Origin of the sequence: Apibacter muscae (assembly GCF_007845635.1) — a bacterium.
GTDB classification, from domain to species: domain Bacteria; phylum Bacteroidota; class Bacteroidia; order Flavobacteriales; family Weeksellaceae; genus Apibacter; species Apibacter muscae.
In genome coordinates, this window is sequence record NZ_SELG01000041.1 from 355,003 (window position 1) to 370,982 (window position 15,980).

General features: G+C 29.8%; 14 protein-coding genes. 3 read left to right on the forward strand and 11 right to left on the reverse strand.

Features of this window, described 5'->3' with window-relative positions:
• Position 1: 1 nt before the first annotated feature.
• The 7 genes from ETU08_RS10735 to ETU08_RS10765 form a co-directional block, all read right to left on the reverse strand.
• Positions 2-892 (reverse strand): ParB/RepB/Spo0J family partition protein, encoded by an 891-nt coding sequence (locus tag ETU08_RS10735; protein WP_146263024.1) that lies wholly within the window; start codon positions 890-892, stop codon positions 2-4.
• Positions 893-896: 4 nt separating this feature from the next.
• Positions 897-1,673, reverse strand: coding sequence for a ParA family protein (locus ETU08_RS10740; RefSeq protein WP_146263025.1), 777 nt, complete (start codon positions 1,671-1,673; stop codon positions 897-899).
• Positions 1,674-1,879: 206 nt separating this feature from the next.
• Positions 1,880-2,185, reverse strand: coding sequence for a 30S ribosomal protein S10 (rpsJ, locus tag ETU08_RS10745; protein ID WP_055425679.1), 306 nt, complete (start codon positions 2,183-2,185; stop codon positions 1,880-1,882).
• A gap of 10 nt (positions 2,186-2,195) precedes the next feature.
• Entirely contained in the window at positions 2,196-4,325 is a 2,130-nt protein-coding gene (gene fusA / locus ETU08_RS10750) for an elongation factor G (RefSeq protein WP_146263026.1), read from the reverse strand.
• Between the two features lie 7 nt (positions 4,326-4,332).
• Positions 4,333-4,809: a 30S ribosomal protein S7 gene (gene rpsG / locus ETU08_RS10755; protein WP_146263027.1), complete on the reverse strand. Its 477-nt coding sequence runs from the start codon at positions 4,807-4,809 to the stop codon at positions 4,333-4,335.
• A gap of 24 nt (positions 4,810-4,833) precedes the next feature.
• A complete protein-coding gene (gene rpsL / locus ETU08_RS10760; RefSeq protein ID WP_146263028.1) occupies positions 4,834-5,214 on the reverse strand; it encodes a 30S ribosomal protein S12 in 381 nt (126 codons plus the stop codon).
• Between the two features lie 210 nt (positions 5,215-5,424).
• On the reverse strand, positions 5,425-6,111 hold the full coding sequence (locus ETU08_RS10765; protein ID WP_146263029.1) for a murein L,D-transpeptidase catalytic domain-containing protein: 687 nt from the start codon (positions 6,109-6,111) through the stop codon (positions 5,425-5,427).
• 197 nt (positions 6,112-6,308) lie between these two features.
• On the opposite strand from ETU08_RS10765, the gene ETU08_RS10770 reads away from it, so the two are divergent.
• Entirely contained in the window at positions 6,309-6,647 is a 339-nt protein-coding gene (locus ETU08_RS10770; RefSeq protein ID WP_146263030.1) for a translation initiation factor, read from the forward strand.
• Positions 6,648-6,758: 111 nt separating this feature from the next.
• On the forward strand, positions 6,759-8,378 hold the full coding sequence (gene pafA / locus ETU08_RS10775) for an alkaline phosphatase PafA (RefSeq protein WP_146263031.1): 1,620 nt from the start codon (positions 6,759-6,761) through the stop codon (positions 8,376-8,378).
• A gap of 15 nt (positions 8,379-8,393) precedes the next feature.
• Here pafA and ETU08_RS10780 read toward each other — a convergent pair whose 3' ends face one another.
• Together ETU08_RS10780 and ETU08_RS10785 are read right to left on the reverse strand one after the other, a co-directional pair.
• Complete coding sequence (locus ETU08_RS10780) at positions 8,394-9,836, reverse strand: amino acid permease (RefSeq protein WP_146263032.1); 1,443 nt, start codon at positions 9,834-9,836, stop codon at positions 8,394-8,396.
• A gap of 49 nt (positions 9,837-9,885) precedes the next feature.
• A complete protein-coding gene (locus ETU08_RS10785; protein ID WP_146263033.1) occupies positions 9,886-10,287 on the reverse strand; it encodes an OsmC family protein in 402 nt (133 codons plus the stop codon).
• A gap of 266 nt (positions 10,288-10,553) precedes the next feature.
• Here ETU08_RS10785 and htpG point away from each other — a divergent pair, with 266 nt between their 5' ends.
• Positions 10,554-12,437 (forward strand): molecular chaperone HtpG, encoded by a 1,884-nt coding sequence (htpG, locus tag ETU08_RS10790; RefSeq protein WP_146263034.1) that lies wholly within the window; start codon positions 10,554-10,556, stop codon positions 12,435-12,437.
• A 252-nt stretch (positions 12,438-12,689) separates the two neighbouring features.
• On the opposite strand, the gene ETU08_RS10795 is transcribed toward htpG, so the two are convergent.
• Together ETU08_RS10795 and ETU08_RS10800 are read right to left on the reverse strand one after the other, a co-directional pair.
• Complete coding sequence (locus ETU08_RS10795; RefSeq protein ID WP_146263035.1) at positions 12,690-14,018, reverse strand: peptidylprolyl isomerase; 1,329 nt, start codon at positions 14,016-14,018, stop codon at positions 12,690-12,692.
• Between the two features lie 31 nt (positions 14,019-14,049).
• Positions 14,050-15,939, reverse strand: a complete 1,890-nt coding sequence (locus ETU08_RS10800; RefSeq protein ID WP_146263036.1) for a hypothetical protein — start codon at positions 15,937-15,939, stop codon at positions 14,050-14,052.
• Positions 15,940-15,980 lie beyond the last annotated feature (41 nt).

Consider the following 15,980-nt stretch of genomic DNA (forward strand, 5'->3'; position numbering starts at 1 on the left):
CTTAATTTTCTAAAAACTTTTGAATTCTTTGAAATTCTTCTTCAGAATTAAAATTAATAATTATTTTACCTTTACCTTTATCACTTGCCTTGATTTCTACTTTATCCGTTTCAAAAAAATCTTCAAATGTTTTTAGTCCTTTTTTAAGTGAATTGGAGAGTTCCCTTACTTTTTTATCTTTTTTTTCCTTTGGATTTTTTATGGTTCTAATTAAGGCTTCCGTTTGTCTTACGGATAGTTGTTCTTTAACCACTTTTTCATATACAAATATTTGCTGTCCATGATCTTCCAAAGAAATTAAAGCTCTTCCGTGCCCCATTGATATAATATTATCTCTAATTCCGGTTTGAATAATCGGAGATAATTTTAATAATCTTAAATAGTTGGTAATTGTACTTCTATCTTTGCCTACTCTATGACTTAAATCTTCTTGGGTTATTTGAATTTCCTCAATCAATTTTTCAAAAGATAAGGCAACTTCAATAGGATCTAAATCTCTACGTTGAATATTTTCAACTAGAGCCATTTCAAGTAATTCCTGATCATTCGCTAAGCGAATAAAAGCAGGTAATTTTTTTAAACCCGCCATTTTAGAAGCTCTATATCTTCTTTCACCAGATATTAGATCGTACTTACTTCCATTTTTTCGAACAGTGATAGGCTGTATAAGTCCAAGTTGTTGGATGGATATTGATAATTCTTTTAGTGCCTTTTCTTCAAAATTACTTCTTGGTTGATTAGGATTGGTAATTATATCCTCTAATGAAATTTCAACAATATTACCAACCAGTTCTTCAGCTCCTTTTTCCTCTGCTGAATTCACTTTTTTTGAATTTTCACTTAAAATTGCAGATAATCCTCTGCCCATAGCTCTTTTTTTATCCCCTGACATAAGATTATTTAACTTCCTCTTTATTTTTATTTAATACTTCTTCTGCTAATAAAATATAATTAATAGCCCCCTTACTTTCAGCGTCATATTTTAGAATTGATTCACCAAAGCTAGGGGCTTCACTTAATCTAACATTTCTTTGAATTAAACTTTCAAATACCATGTTAGGAAAGTGTGTTTTTACCTCCTCTACTACCTGATTGGATAATCGTAATCTAGCATCGTACATGGTAAGAAGTAAACCCTCAATTGTAAGTGTAGGATTATGCAATTTCTGAACACTGTTAATGGTATTTAATAATTTCCCTAGTCCTTCTAAAGCAAAATACTCGCACTGAATAGGAACTATCACAGAATCTGCGGCTGTAAGAGCATTTAAAGTAATTAAACCTAAAGATGGAGCACAATCAATGATTATATAGTCAAAGTCTGACTTTATATCTTGAAGCGCTTCTCTTAACATATACTCCCGCTTTTCTTTGTCTACTAATTCTATTTCTGCAGCTACTAAATCTATATGCGCTGGAATTAATTTAACATTAGGAGATGTAGTATTTTGAATGGCATCTTTAGCTTGGGCACTATGTTCTAAAACTTCATAGGTTCCTACTTCAACTTGATCAACATCTATCCCTAAACCAGAACTAGCATTTGCTTGAGGATCGGCATCTATTAATAGAACTTTCTTCTCTAAAACTCCTATTGCAGCTGCTAAATTAACAGCTGTAGTAGTTTTTCCAACTCCTCCTTTTTGATTTGCAATAGCAATAATTTTTCCCATTAGTTTTCAAAATTTCGAATGTAAAAATACGATTTTAAAATGTTATTTTATGAAAAAATTATTAACATTACAATTGTATATGCATTTTAGTCAGCTTTATTGAAGTACTATTAAATAATATAAATTGAAATAAAAATTTTTAATTACTACAAATAAAAAGCCTCTCATTGATATGAGAGGCTTTTAATAAATATAATCTATTACAATTATACTTTTATTTCTACTTCAACTCCACTAGGTAATTCTAATTTCATTAGAGCATCTACAGTTTTAGAAGATGAACTGTAAATATCCATTAACCTTTTGTGAGAGTTTAACTGAAATTGCTCACGAGATTTTTTATTAACGTGTGGAGAACGTAACACAGTAAAAATTCTTTTGTGTGTAGGTAATGGAATTGGACCATTAACAACAGCACCAGTAGCTTTTACTGTTTTTACGATTTTTTCCGCTGATTTATCAACTAAATTATAATCGTATGATTTAAGTTTTATTCTAATTTTTTGGCTCATGTTTTTAATATTATGCGTTTGTACCCTTAGCTTTTGCTATTACATCATCTGCAACATTTTGTGGAGCTGCTTCGTAATGATCAAACTCCATGGTAGAAGTTGCACGTCCAGAAGATAATGTTCTTAAAGAAGTAACATATCCAAACATTTCAGATAATGGAACAAAAGCTTTAATAACTTTAGCATTATTTCTATCATCCATACCATTAACCGTAGCTCTACGACGATTTAAATCTCCTACAATATCCCCCATATATTCTTCTGGAGTTAATACTTCCAATTTCATAATAGGTTCCATAATTACAGGTTTCGCTTTTCTAGCTGCTTCTTTAAATCCTAATTTAGCAGCTAATTCAAAGGATAACTGATCTGAATCCACAGGGTGGAAAGAACCATCTTTTAAAATAACTTTCATTCCATCAATTTCATATCCTGCTAAAGGTCCATTTTTCATGGCTTCTTTAAATCCTTTCTCTACAGATGGAACAAATTCTCTTGGAATATTTCCACCTTTGATTTCATTAACAAATTCCAACCCAACTTTACCTTCATCGGCAGGAGATAATTGAAACACAATATCAGCAAATTTACCTCTACCACCGGTTTGTTTCTTATAAACTTCGCGATGATCAGCAGATTGCATAAGTGCTTCTTTGTACTCTACTTGAGGTTGTCCTTGGTTAACTTCAACTTTAAACTCTCTCTTTAAACGATCAACAATAATATCTAAGTGAAGCTCTCCCATCCCTGAAATTACAGTCTGACCTGTAGTTTCATCCGTTTTTACTTGGAATGTTGGATCTTCTTCTGCTAATTTAGATAAAGCTAAACCAAGTTTATCAACATCAGCTTTAGTTTTCGGTTCAACTGCAATACCTATAACTGGATCTGGGAAAACCATACTTTCTAAAACTATCGGAGCTTTTTCATCACAAAGTGTATCTCCAGTTTTGATGTCTTTAAATCCTACTGCTGCACCAATATCCCCTGCTTCAATATATTCAATAGGATTCTGTTTATTCGCATGCATTTGATAAATACGAGAAATTCTCTCTTTATCTCCAGAACGTGTATTTAGTACGTAAGAACCTGCATCTAAATGCCCAGAATATGCTCTAAAGAATGCTAAACGTCCTACATATGGGTCAGTAGCAATTTTAAAAGCTAATGCTGCAAATGGTTCCTTTGCAGATGGTTTTCTAGATATAGGCTCATCTGTTTTAGGATCCGTACCCTCAATTGCTTCTTTATCAATTGGAGAAGGTAAATATCTACAAACTGCATCTAGCATAAACTGAACTCCTTTATTTTTAAAGGAAGATCCACATACCATAGGGATGATACTAATATCAATAGTAGCTTTTCTTAAAGCCTCATGAATTTCTTCTTCAGAAATTGAATCTGGATCTTCAAAGAATTTTTCCATCAATCCTTCATCATATTCAGCAACAGCTTCGATTAAAAATTGACGATATTCTTGAACTTCCTCCTTCATATCTTCAGGAATTTCAACGATATCAAAGGTAGAACCAAAATTATCGTTATGCCAAACTACAGCTCTATTCTTTACTAAGTCAACAATTCCTTTAAAATCTTCTTCAGATCCTATAGGAAGAACGATAGGAACAGCATTGGAACCTAACATATCTTTTACTTGTCGACAAACATTTAAGAAATCTGCCCCTTGACGGTCCATCTTATTTACAAATCCCATTCTTGGAACTTTGTAATTATCTGCTAATCTCCAGTTAGTTTCAGATTGTGGTTCAACACCATCTACTGCACTAAATAAGAATACCAAACCGTCTAATACACGTAATGAACGATTTACTTCAACAGTAAAATCTACGTGTCCGGGAGTATCAATGATATTAAAATGGTAGGCATGAGTATCCGCTACTTTTTTACCATCATCAGTTAACGGGAAATTCCAGCTACATGTAGTTGCAGCAGATTGAATTGTAATTCCTCTTTCTGCTTCTTGAGCCATCCAGTCCATGGTAGATGCACCATCGTGTACCTCACCAATTTTGTGGTTAACTCCTGTATAGAATAATATCCTTTCGGTAGTAGTAGTTTTTCCTGCATCAATATGAGCAGCAATTCCTATATTTCTTGTATATTTTAAATCTCTTGACATATTATTCTTAGAATTTGAAATGTGAGAATGCTTTGTTAGCCTCAGCCATTCGATGAGTATCTGTTTTTTTCTTAACAGCAGCTCCTTCCTCTTTAGCTGCAGCAATAACTTCCGCTGCTAATCTTTGAGCCATTGATTTTTCATTTCTGTCTCTAGAGTATTTAATTAACCATTTCATTGCCATAGAAATTTTTCTATCTGGACGAATAGGCATTGGTATTTGAAAGTTAGCTCCTCCTACTCTTCTGCTACGAACTTCAACATGAGGCATAACGTTCTCTAGAGCATCTTTCCAAATTTCTAAAGAAGTTTTTTCTTGATCTTCTTTTTTACTTTCTACAATATCTAATGCATCATAGAATATTTTAAAAGCTATACTTTTTTTACCATCTTTCATTAAGTTATTAACGAAACGTGTTACCAATTGATCGTTAAATTTTGGATCTGGTAAAAGTGGGCGTTTTTTTGCTTTCGTTTTTCTCATCTTACCTGAATAATTTCGTTATTACTATTTTTTGTCTTTCGGTCGTTTAGCTCCATATTTACTTCTTCTCTGTAAACGTCCTTGAACACCTGCGGTATCCAATGCTCCTCTTACAATGTGATAACGAACTCCCGGTAAATCTTTTACCCTTCCGCCTCTCACCAATACTATCGAGTGCTCTTGGAGATTATGTCCTTCACCTGGAATGTACGCATTTACTTCTTTCCCATTAGTCAAACGAACCCTAGCAACTTTTCTAAGTGCTGAATTCGGTTTTTTAGGTGTTGTAGTATAAACACGAGTACATACTCCACGTCTTTGTGGACAAGAATCCAAAGCAGCCGATTTACTCTTCTTGGTAAGCGTGGCCCTTCCTTTTCTTACTAATTGTTGAATAGTTGGCATTTATGCTCTTTTAATTTTGGGGCAAATGTAATGTTTTTTATTCAAAATAAAAAAATTATGCTCTTAAAGCTTTTTTATAATTGAATTTTTATATTTAATGTGAATCTTTATATCCGATCAATAGAAATTATTTTAGATTTTATTAAAAATTTTTAAATTGATTTCTTGGAAAAATTATTTATTTAGACTTTTAAATGAATAGTCCTAATTTTAATTATAAATCCATAATAAGACTGGCTTTGTTTTATTCTTTAACAATGAATCCATCTTTTCCATTGTTTTATTATCTATAACCGGGCAACCTTGACTATATCCTAAAGGTATATGTTCCGGATAAATCTCATGATCAGGCATCTGACTATAGGAATGCAATACTATAATTCTTGAAAATGCTTTATTATTAGTTTTTTCCAAACCATGCATTTTATAATGGATTTTTGTCCCCCATTGGCTAGGGGCTCGTACCCCAATTTTATATTTCCCTAAAGAAGATGTATAACTATTGGGGACATTGGAAAAAACTATTTTTTCTTGAGTGCTTCTAAAGTTTTCGTTTCCATATCCATGGGCTACTAAACCTTTAATTATAGCTTTATTTTCGTTATAATCCCATACATAAAAACGATTTTTCCCAGAATGAATACTAAAATCTATTAAAATTGCATGTGTTGTATCGTAACCATTATTTTGGATGAATTGATACGCTTCTTTTGACTTATCTGCTAAATTATCTGGTTTAAGTTTTAAATGAACAATGTCCTTATTAATACTTTTAAATAACTTAACCTTTAGGTATGCATATGCATCTTTGTACATATTTTTATGGTATAAAGCTAAACTGCTAACTAAAAATAGACAAAGAAAAAGAGCTAATAGCAATAAGTTTTTATTCTTCATGATAATTTATAACAAAATAAGAATTTTATTATATAACAAATAAATTTTTTTTTAATATTTTATTTAGAGAAATTATACTTTAAAGTAGAATAACTATTACTTGTTTAATTTACTATTTTTGTATTTTGAATAGTTTCTTTTAGCTTAATTTAAGAAACTTTATAATCTCATCTATTTCTAATACTAAGAAAACATTTATGGATTTACAAGATCAACTTAAAAAACTTTTCCCAGATCATAAAATTGAAAATAACGAAGAAGATTGTTTATCTAATGATAATGAATTATTTTTTCAAGATGATCCTATCATTTGCAAATATGAAAAAAAAGGAAGAAATGGTAAACCTGTTACCATATTAGAAGGTTATCAAGGAGATGATGATGATTTTAAGAAATTAGCTAAAGAAATTAAATCAATTTTAGGTGTTGGAGGTTCTGCTAAAGAAGGTATTATAATTTTACAGGGTAATTATAGAGATAAAGTAATGGATATTTTAAAAAATAAAGGTTTTAAGGTTAAGCGTGTAGGGGGATAGTATACTTTCTTACACTAAATATTCAATAAATCTTTAGTGGACGGTTATAGCTTAACCTGTTTTTAACAAATATAAAATAGATTTGTTTTGAAATATTTTAAAACAAATTTTATGAAAAAAAAATTCCTATCGGTTTTCTTAATTATTTTTTCTTTAGCCTTTTCTCAAAATCAAAAGCCTAAATTGGTGATTGGTATTGTGGTAGACCAAATGAGAACCGAATTTTTATTTCGATATTCCTCTCTTTTCTCTGATAACGGATTTAAAAGACTATTAAATGATGGTTTTTTTTATAGCAATCTTCATTATAATTATGTGCCTACATTTACTGCACCTGGGCACGCATCCATTTATACAGGAACTACTCCGGTTAATCATGGAATTGTAGCCAATGAATGGTTCCATAGAGGTTTAAAAAGAGATGTTTATTGTACAGAAGACTTTTCCGTTGTATCCCTTGGAAATCCTGATAAAAATAAAGAAGGACAAATGTCCCCTAAAAATTTACAGTCAAGTACAATAACTGATGAATTAAAACTTGCCACAAATTTTAAGAGTAAAGTTTATGGAATTAGTATGAAAGATCGTGGTGCAATTCTTCCAGCTGGACATTTTGCGAATCGTGCTTATTGGATTTCCGATAATGGAAACTTTATTTCAAGCAATTTTTATGGGAATGAATTTCCAAGTTGGGTAACTTCTTTTAATGAAAGTAAAAGATATATGAAATACATTCAAGAAGGTTGGAAATTATTTAAAGATATTTCTTATTATAAAGATTGTCTACCTGATGATAATCCTTACGAAAGCACTGGCTTAAAAATACACAAGAAAGCTGTATTTCCATACCTTTTAACAGAAGATTTTGCTCAGACTGGACCTAAGGTTATTAAAAGTACTCCATTTACCAATAACCTGATTGTTGAATTTGCTGAAGAACTTATTGAAAATGAAAAATTAGGAAATGGTGATGTCACTGATTTTCTTACTTTAAGTTTTTCTGCTACTGATATTATTACTCATTTAACTGGACCTCGTTCCATTGAAACTTTAGATACTTATTTGAGATTGGATGATTTATTGGGGAAATTTTTAACATTTTTGGATAAAAAAGTTGGCAAAGGAAACTATTTACTTTTTTTAACGGCTGACCATTCGGGTAGTGAAAATCCTAAACATTTAAAAGATCATGGGTATGATATTTCCTCTTTAAATGCAAAAGAAATGGAGAATAAATTAAGAGCTTATTCTATTGAAAAATATGGAAAAGATTTAATTTTATCGTATTCTAACCAAAACATTTACATTGATGATGCTCTAATTTCCCCGAGTAAAAAGTTCAATGAAATTGTTAAAGATTTTGCTAATTTTATTGAATCTTTCCCTGAAGTTAAAAGAGCATATACTGAAGATGAAATCTTAAATATTTCTGCCGTTGATGAGCATGGTTCTATGATATTTAGAGGTTATGATAAAAAACAAAATGGTCAAATTTATGTACTACTAAAACCTGGATACATTGAATATAAACCACAGGGGGCTACACATGGTTCCAGCTACACTTATGACACTCATGTTCCTTTAATATTTTATGGTTGGAAAACTCCACATGGAACAAGTTCTGAAAAACATTACATTACCGAAATTGCTCCTACAATCGCACAAAAAATAAGTATTACTTTTCCTAATTCTACAAATTCTCAAATTTTATCGGAAGTAATAAAATATTAATAAAAAAAGGTTCTTTCAAGAACCTTTTTTTATTTTCTTATACTTTAATAGATGGAAACATATAAATAATACTATCAGCCATACGGGTATCAATTCCACTGATAATTTCATTCCTGTAAACCACATGATAATTAAGATAGCTATTAAAAAAAATAAGCATATATAATTTCCTATAGGATACCAAAGCGATGGAAATTTAGTTTTTATAATCCCTTGATTTTTTAAAGCTTTTTTAAAATAAAAATGTGTAATAGTTATAATTATCCAATTCAATACTAAACAAGAGACTACTAAGGACATAAGATACTCCAATGCTTCCTCTGGCATAATTTTATTAACAATCACGCAAATAGCTGCAAAAATTGCTGATACCAGTATTGCCATTATAGGGACATGATTCTTATTTAGTTTTGATAAAAATTTAGGTGCATTTCCTTGCTTTGATAAACCGTATAACATTCTACTATTGCTGTAAACACTACTATTATAAACAGACAGAGCTGCTGTTAAAACAACAAGATTTAAGGCATTTGCAATAATTTTAGTAAATGAAATGGTTGTGCCAAATAAATCAAATTGAAATCCTGATAGAGAATTAAATATAGTTACAAAAGGACTTGTTTTAATAGTTATTTCCCTCCATGGAGATAAGGAAAATAATATAATTAAAGCTCCTACGTAAAAAATTAATATCCTATATATGACCTGATTGGTTGCTTTCGGAATCGTTTTTTCTGGGTGGTCAGTTTCAGCAGCTGCAATACCTATCAGTTCTAAGCCACCAAATGAAAACATTATAAAAGCTAATGAAGATAATAATCCTTGGTATCCTCCACTACCATCTGAGGTGAAAAAACCTTTTGGAAATAGTCCTCCATCGCTCCACAAATTGGAAATATTTGCTTTGGGCCCACCAGATCCGCTTAATAATAAATATATTCCAAATATAATCATAGCAACTATGGCAACAACCTTGATAATTGAAAACCAAAACTCTGCTTCGCCATATATTTTTACATTTGCTAAGTTAATCGTATTTATAATTACAAAGAAGAATAAACTTGAAGCCCACAGAGGAATTTCAGGCCACCAAAACTGTACGTAAGTACCAATAGCTGTTAACTCTGCCATACTTACTAAAATATACAACAACCAATAATTCCAACCAGAAGCAAAACCTGTAAAGGGGCTCCAGTATTTGTAAGCAAACTGACTAAAACTACCAGAAATAGGCTCTTGGACAACCATTTCTCCTAATTGCCTCATAATCATAAAGGCAATAAAGCCAGCAATGGCATAGCCGATAATAACGGATGGTCCTGCTAATACCGCTGCCGGACCAATTCCTAAAAATAATCCAGTACCTATCGCTCCTCCTAATGCTATTAATTGTATGTGACGATTGGAAAGACTTCTTTTTAACTCGCCTTTATTTAAGTTCTTATTTTCTTCTTCCAAAAATTCTTAGATTAAATAATAATATTGTATAAATTATCTGCTAAATGGTCTACCAATTAAATTGTATGGTTTGCTTTACTTCTGGGGACAATGTTGCCCCAACTGGACAAGTATAAGCGACTCTTTCTAAAATTGTTTTCTGCTTATCCTCTAAATTTAATAGTGGGAAAAATATAATTACTTTAATCTCCCCTATCCTCCTAGGTTCCGCATTCATTATTTTAGTAACTTCTGCCTTGGTTCCTTTTATATCTATTCCCATTGAAGAAGCTTTAATTCCCATAACTGTAAGCATACAGCTAGCTAAAGCACTTGCTACCATATCGGTAGGAGAAAAACTTTCACCCTTTCCATGATTATCTTTAGGTGCATCTGTGGATATTTTTGTTCCACTTTGTATATGAGTTGCTTCAGTATGCAAACTTCCTTCGTATAATACTTCTACTGTCATAATTTATATAATTTGTTGAAACTATTTAGAATTTATAATTCTAATACGCTAAATTAATCGTTAAATCTAAAAAAAATAATCTAGTTTTAAAAATCTATATAGTCATTAATTAGTAAGTTTAAAATTCCATACTAAATCTATTGTAACAAAAAATTCAATTGATTTTTATTATTTACTATAACAACGTCATTTTGTCATTAACGATGGGTTGGTATTTTTTTTGACTTTTACCTTCAAAATAATATTAAAATAAATAAATTTAAAATATGGCTAAAGGAAATATTAATGTATCAGTAGAAAATATTTTTCCTCTGATTAAGAAATTTTTATACAGTGATCATGAAATATTTTTACGTGAGTTAATTTCTAACGCAACGGATGCTACTTTAAAACTTAAACATTTAACCAATACAGGAGAAGCCAAGGTAGAATATGGCAATCCTATGATTGAAGTTAAAATAAATAAAGAAAATAAAACTCTTCAAATTATTGACCAAGGGATAGGGATGACGGAAGAAGAGGTTCAAAAATATATTAATGAGGTTGCTTTCTCTGGTGCTGAAGATTTTATTTCTAAACATAAAGATGCTGAAAAAGAAGGTATTATCGGGCATTTTGGTTTAGGGTTCTATTCTGCCTTTATGGTTGCGGATAAGGTTGAAATTATTACTAAGTCTTATACAGATGCACCTGCTGTACAATGGGTTTGTGATGGTAGCCCACAATTTGAACTTGGTCCGTCTGATAAAAAAGATAGAGGTACTGAAATAGTTTTGCATATAGCAGAAGATTCTCAGGAATTTTTAGAAGAGTATAAAATACGTGAGTTATTGCAAAAATACAATCGTTTTATGCCTATTCCAATTAAGTTTGGAACTAAGGAAGAAACTTTACCATTGCCTGAAGGGGCTGATAAGGATGCAACTCCTGAAAAAGTAATAGTTGATGATATTATTAACAATCCTAACCCGGCATGGACCAAAGCACCCTCTGAGCTAAAAGAAGAAGATTATAAAGCTTTTTATCACGAATTGTATCCAATGCAATTTGACGAGCCTTTGTTCCATATACATTTAAATGTAGATTATCCTTTTCACTTAACCGGTATTTTATTTTTTCCTAAATTAGGTAATAATCTAAATATTGATAAGGATAAAATTCAATTATATCAAAACCAAGTTTTTGTTACGGACGAGGTTAAGGGTATAGTTCCTGACTTCTTAATGTTGCTTCGTGGAGTGATTGACTCTCCAGACATTCCATTAAACGTTTCTCGTTCTTATTTGCAAGCCGATGGTGCGGTTAAGAAAATTTCTTCTTACATCACAAAGAAAGTTGCAGATAAAATGGTTTCATTAATGAATGATAACCGCGAAGACTACGAAAAAAAATGGAATGATATAAAAGTAGTTATTGAATATGGAATGATCTCTGAAGAGAAGTTCTATGAAAAATCTGATAAGTTTGCTCTTTATCCAACAGTGGATGGTAAATATTTAACTTTTGAAGAATTAAAAGATAAAATAAAGGATAACCAAACGGATAAGGATGGTAAATTAATTATTCTTTATGCTTCAAATATAGATGAACAAGACCAATACATACAAACGGCTAAAGAAAAAGGGTATGAAGTTTTATTGTTAGATTCTCCTATTGTTCCTCACTTAATTCAAAAGCTGGAAACTACCAAAGAAAATATTTCTTTTGTACGCGTAGATGCTGATCATATTAATAATCTTATTAAAAAAGATGAAAATATAGCTTCTATACTTACCGATGAAGAAAAAGAAACATTAAAAAAAGATTTAGAGGAAACTATTGACTCTAAAACTTATACGATAGCTTTGGAAAACTTAAGTAAAGATGATGCTCCATTTATTTTAACCCAACCAGAATTTATGCGTAGAATGAAAGATATGCAACAAACAGGTGGTGGAATGTTTGGTATGATGGGTGGTTTTCCAGAATCTTATAATTTAGTTGTGAATACCAATAGTGCATTAGCTTCTGATATTTTGAAAAAAGAAAATAAAGATGAAAAAGCAACTATTATAAAACAAGCGTTAGATTTAGCAAAATTATCTCAGAACATCTTAAAGGGTAAAGATCTTACAAATTTCATTAAACGTAGTTTTGATTTAATTAAATAAAGTATCTCTTTACATACATAAAAAGCTGTATAATATTTATACAGCTTTTTTTATGATTGAATAAAAATTTTGAAAAGGATAAAAAAACATATTAATTTATAGATTTCAAGGTAACTAATTGATTAGATCAGAGTTTAAATATATTTTTTATTATCTATAATTAATCTAATTCATCGGTATTTATTAAGGCAAATACTGTTAGTTAAAAAATAAAAAAAACCTCAACTTGTAATGTTGAGGTTTTTTATGTTTTTAATTTTTCAACCAATGATTTGAAAATTTGCAGTTTTTATAGGAGTCTTGAACTTTAATATAAGTGGATGGAATTTGGGTTTCAACCCATTTTTCTACCACTTCATTTTGCTTAGTTTTTTCAGCAAATCCTTTTATTCTATTATAATCAGTTTCCAAGTTCATTTTATGCGAAGGAATTACCTCCGTAATTTTTAATAATTTAACACCCGTTCTATTGTTAAGATCATCTTCGAATGCTTCGGAAACATCCCCTTTAGATAATCCTAGTAGATTATAAGAATCTTTTCTTGCCAATTTACTTCTTTCAAAACGGTTATCTCCAGTTTTTTGATTGGATAATAACCCCCCGTTGTATTTTGTAAGTTTATCATCGGAATATTTGGTAACCGCTTCATTAAAAGTGATTTTGTCAGAAATAATTTCCTCCCTTATTTTTTTTAATTTATCTAATGCAGCAGCAATTTCTTCCTGATTGGGTTTTGATTGTAATAATATATGTCTTAAATCTATAATTTGTCCTCTTTTTTTCTCTAAGTATATAATATGGTAACCATATTCGGTTTCAAAGGGCTCTGAAATTTCACCTTCTCCTAAACTAAATGCTACTGCATCAAATTCTTTAACCATAATTCCTCTACGGACATTTAAAATTTGTCCACCATTAGGAGCTGAACCCGGATCCTCAGAATATGTTTTAGCCATTTCAGCAAAACTTGCCCCCTCTTGTATTTGTTTTTTTATGTCTTTAAGTTGATTTATTAATTCTTGTTTATGCGCATCTGTTAGTTGGGGATACATAAGTATTTGTGCATATTCAATTTCATCATTTAGATATGGAAATTCATTTTCATGAGCTTGATAAAAAGCTCTCAAATATTCAGGCGAAATATCTACATTTTTTGTTATTTCAAACATCTTTCTTTGTGTATACATTTGATTTCTAACCATGGTTTCTAAAACCGATCTTAGTTCGGCCATGGTTTTAAACTTAAAGTTTAATAATAATTCCTGGTCTGTTTTAAAATAATTTTTATATCCATCAAGTCTAGAATCTACTTCCCTATTCACCTCGTCTTTACTAACAGAAATCAAAGTATCTTGTTTGGCTTTATATAGAATAATTTTTTCTTTCATCATGTTCTCTAAAAAATCGCATCGGTCGGTAATCTGTTGTCCCTCTGATTTTGCGTAATTTTCAGCATCAAAAATATCTGTATCTGTAATTATTTCATCTCCTACAACTGCAACTATTCCGTCTAGTTTTCTTTCTTGTGAGTAAGTGTATAAGCTTGCAAAAAATGTTAATATTAAAAGTATTCTGTTCATTTTTAGTATTTGGTAAGATTTAAAAATCTAATTAATTATATTTTTTCTTTAAAGTATTTATTTCTATTATATTTTTATTAATAACGGCATTATTTTTCATTTGTTTTATGTTTTCATGAATTTTATAATCTACGTAATCTTTAATGTAGTATTTTTTAAAATCCTCTAAACTTAAGGGTTCATCTTTAATAATATTTTTTATATCCATCACTAATCTTCTGTTCTTGCTGTCTAAAACTTTTATTCCCTTAGACAATTTTGTATCGGAAGAAAATCCTAAAAATTTCGCTGGAAACTTGCCCTGCTCTATGATAACCAATGGATTATTTTCATGGTCCATTTTAGCTTTATAAAAATTTTTAATATCATCTACAGATTGATTATTCTTTAATAAGGATAGTAATTCCTTTTCCACTTCTTGATTTAAACAGTAATAAAATGTTCCATCAATTCTTTCTTTCCATATATATTTAGATTTATGATCGTTTAAAAATTGTTGTTGTCCTTCATCATCAGCATATGATTGGTTAGTTAACAAAGATACAGTGTATTTAACTAACAATTGGTCTTCTTCTAATTTCAAACGCTTTTTAACATCATCCATATCATAGAAGTTCTCTTTATAAAACTCTATAAGTTTTGTATCTTGCCAATTGTTAATCAATTCATCTACAATAAATTTCCTATTAATATAATTGTAAGAAGTTAATTGATACTTTAATTGATCCAATAATTTCTGATTGGTTAAAATATAATCTTCATTATTTTCATTACCAATTTTTATTAAATCTATAATTCTATTTTCAGAATAATTAGAGAATTCTTTAAAATTATTAGGAAGATTATTGATAAAATTATTTATAGCAATAGAGTTTGAATTGAAAAAAGGTTTTTTCTTTAATATATCTATAAGTTTACGGTCTAGTTCTTCCAATAAATTGTTTTGTTTTAACTCATAAAAAATTTTTGAACTAGCTAGATTATAATCTTTAAATTCGTCCAAAAAAACTAATTTATAAATAACATATCCTTCATTGGTTTTTATAGGTTTGGAATACTCTCTATGTAAAGGCAATTTATTTTTTTGACTAATAATATAATTATAGATTTCCTTATTTTCAAAATGCTTTAGTAATATTGTTTTATCTGTAACCTTAGAATATTTCTGTTTAACATTTTCCAACTTATCTCCATTTTTTAGTTGTTTATAAATGGCTTCAATAATTAGTTTTCCATTATCTGTTGGATCATCAATTTTAATTTCTTCCAATCGAACCTGCCCCAACCATTCTCTTTCTTCAGAAACTAATATTAAATAATTATTACCCTCTTCGTCTTTATAAATAACTACTTTGCCAATAGGAGCATCATAAATAGCATCTAATAAATTTTTATTAATTGAAAATACATCTAAATATTTTGGCTCTATCCATTTAGATTCTACAGAGTATTCGTTTGCAGCTTTTTCAAATAATTTAGTATTGTTTTTTATGCTTCTAATTGTTTTATCAATAAATAATTTTTGTTGATCAACTGATTTATCTTTGAAATTATCTTTATTAAAAATGAATATCTGAACTTTTTTTTCCAATTGTAATTTATTGAAATAATCTTGCAATAAAGGCTTTAGAATTTCTTGTGGATAATATAAACTATCCTGAATCATTTGATGTTTATTGGATAACTCCTTTAAGTAAGAAACGGATTTATCCACCCCTTTACTAAGTCCGTATTGCTTGATTAATTGATAATCAATAAAATTATCAATAGTCGTATCAGTTCCTAATATATCTAAACTTTTAGAGTATTCCTCCAAAAAGTTCTGAGTATAAATGGTGTCTTTATTAATTGTTATTAAGACGGATTGAGAATATAAAGATGTAGTTGTAAAAAGTCCTAAAAAAAATGCTAACTTATTCACTATATATTAATTTTATCTACAAAAGTATTGAAAGTAGTAGT

What these genes read in the sequence shown, in the direction of transcription:
- ETU08_RS10770 (WP_146263030.1), top strand. Translation starts at nt 6,309, where the DNA reads ATGGATTTACAAGATCAACTTAAAAAACTTTTCCCAGATCATAAAATT.
- rpsG (WP_146263027.1), bottom strand. Translation starts at nt 4,809, where the DNA reads ATGAGAAAAACGAAAGCAAAAAAACGCCCACTTTTACCAGATCCAAAA.
- ETU08_RS10785 (WP_146263033.1), bottom strand. Translation starts at nt 10,287, where the DNA reads ATGACAGTAGAAGTATTATACGAAGGAAGTTTGCATACTGAAGCAACT.
- rpsL (WP_146263028.1), bottom strand. Translation starts at nt 5,214, where the DNA reads ATGCCAACTATTCAACAATTAGTAAGAAAAGGAAGGGCCACGCTTACC.
- ETU08_RS10735 (WP_146263024.1), bottom strand. Translation starts at nt 892, where the DNA reads ATGTCAGGGGATAAAAAAAGAGCTATGGGCAGAGGATTATCTGCAATT.
- ETU08_RS10765 (WP_146263029.1), bottom strand. Translation starts at nt 6,111, where the DNA reads ATGAAGAATAAAAACTTATTGCTATTAGCTCTTTTTCTTTGTCTATTT.
- ETU08_RS10795 (WP_146263035.1), bottom strand. Translation starts at nt 14,018, where the DNA reads ATGAACAGAATACTTTTAATATTAACATTTTTTGCAAGCTTATACACT.
- rpsJ (WP_055425679.1), bottom strand. Translation starts at nt 2,185, where the DNA reads ATGAGCCAAAAAATTAGAATAAAACTTAAATCATACGATTATAATTTA.
- pafA (WP_146263031.1), top strand. Translation starts at nt 6,759, where the DNA reads ATGAAAAAAAAATTCCTATCGGTTTTCTTAATTATTTTTTCTTTAGCC.
- ETU08_RS10740 (WP_146263025.1), bottom strand. Translation starts at nt 1,673, where the DNA reads ATGGGAAAAATTATTGCTATTGCAAATCAAAAAGGAGGAGTTGGAAAA.
- fusA (WP_146263026.1), bottom strand. Translation starts at nt 4,325, where the DNA reads ATGTCAAGAGATTTAAAATATACAAGAAATATAGGAATTGCTGCTCAT.
- htpG (WP_146263034.1), top strand. Translation starts at nt 10,554, where the DNA reads ATGGCTAAAGGAAATATTAATGTATCAGTAGAAAATATTTTTCCTCTG.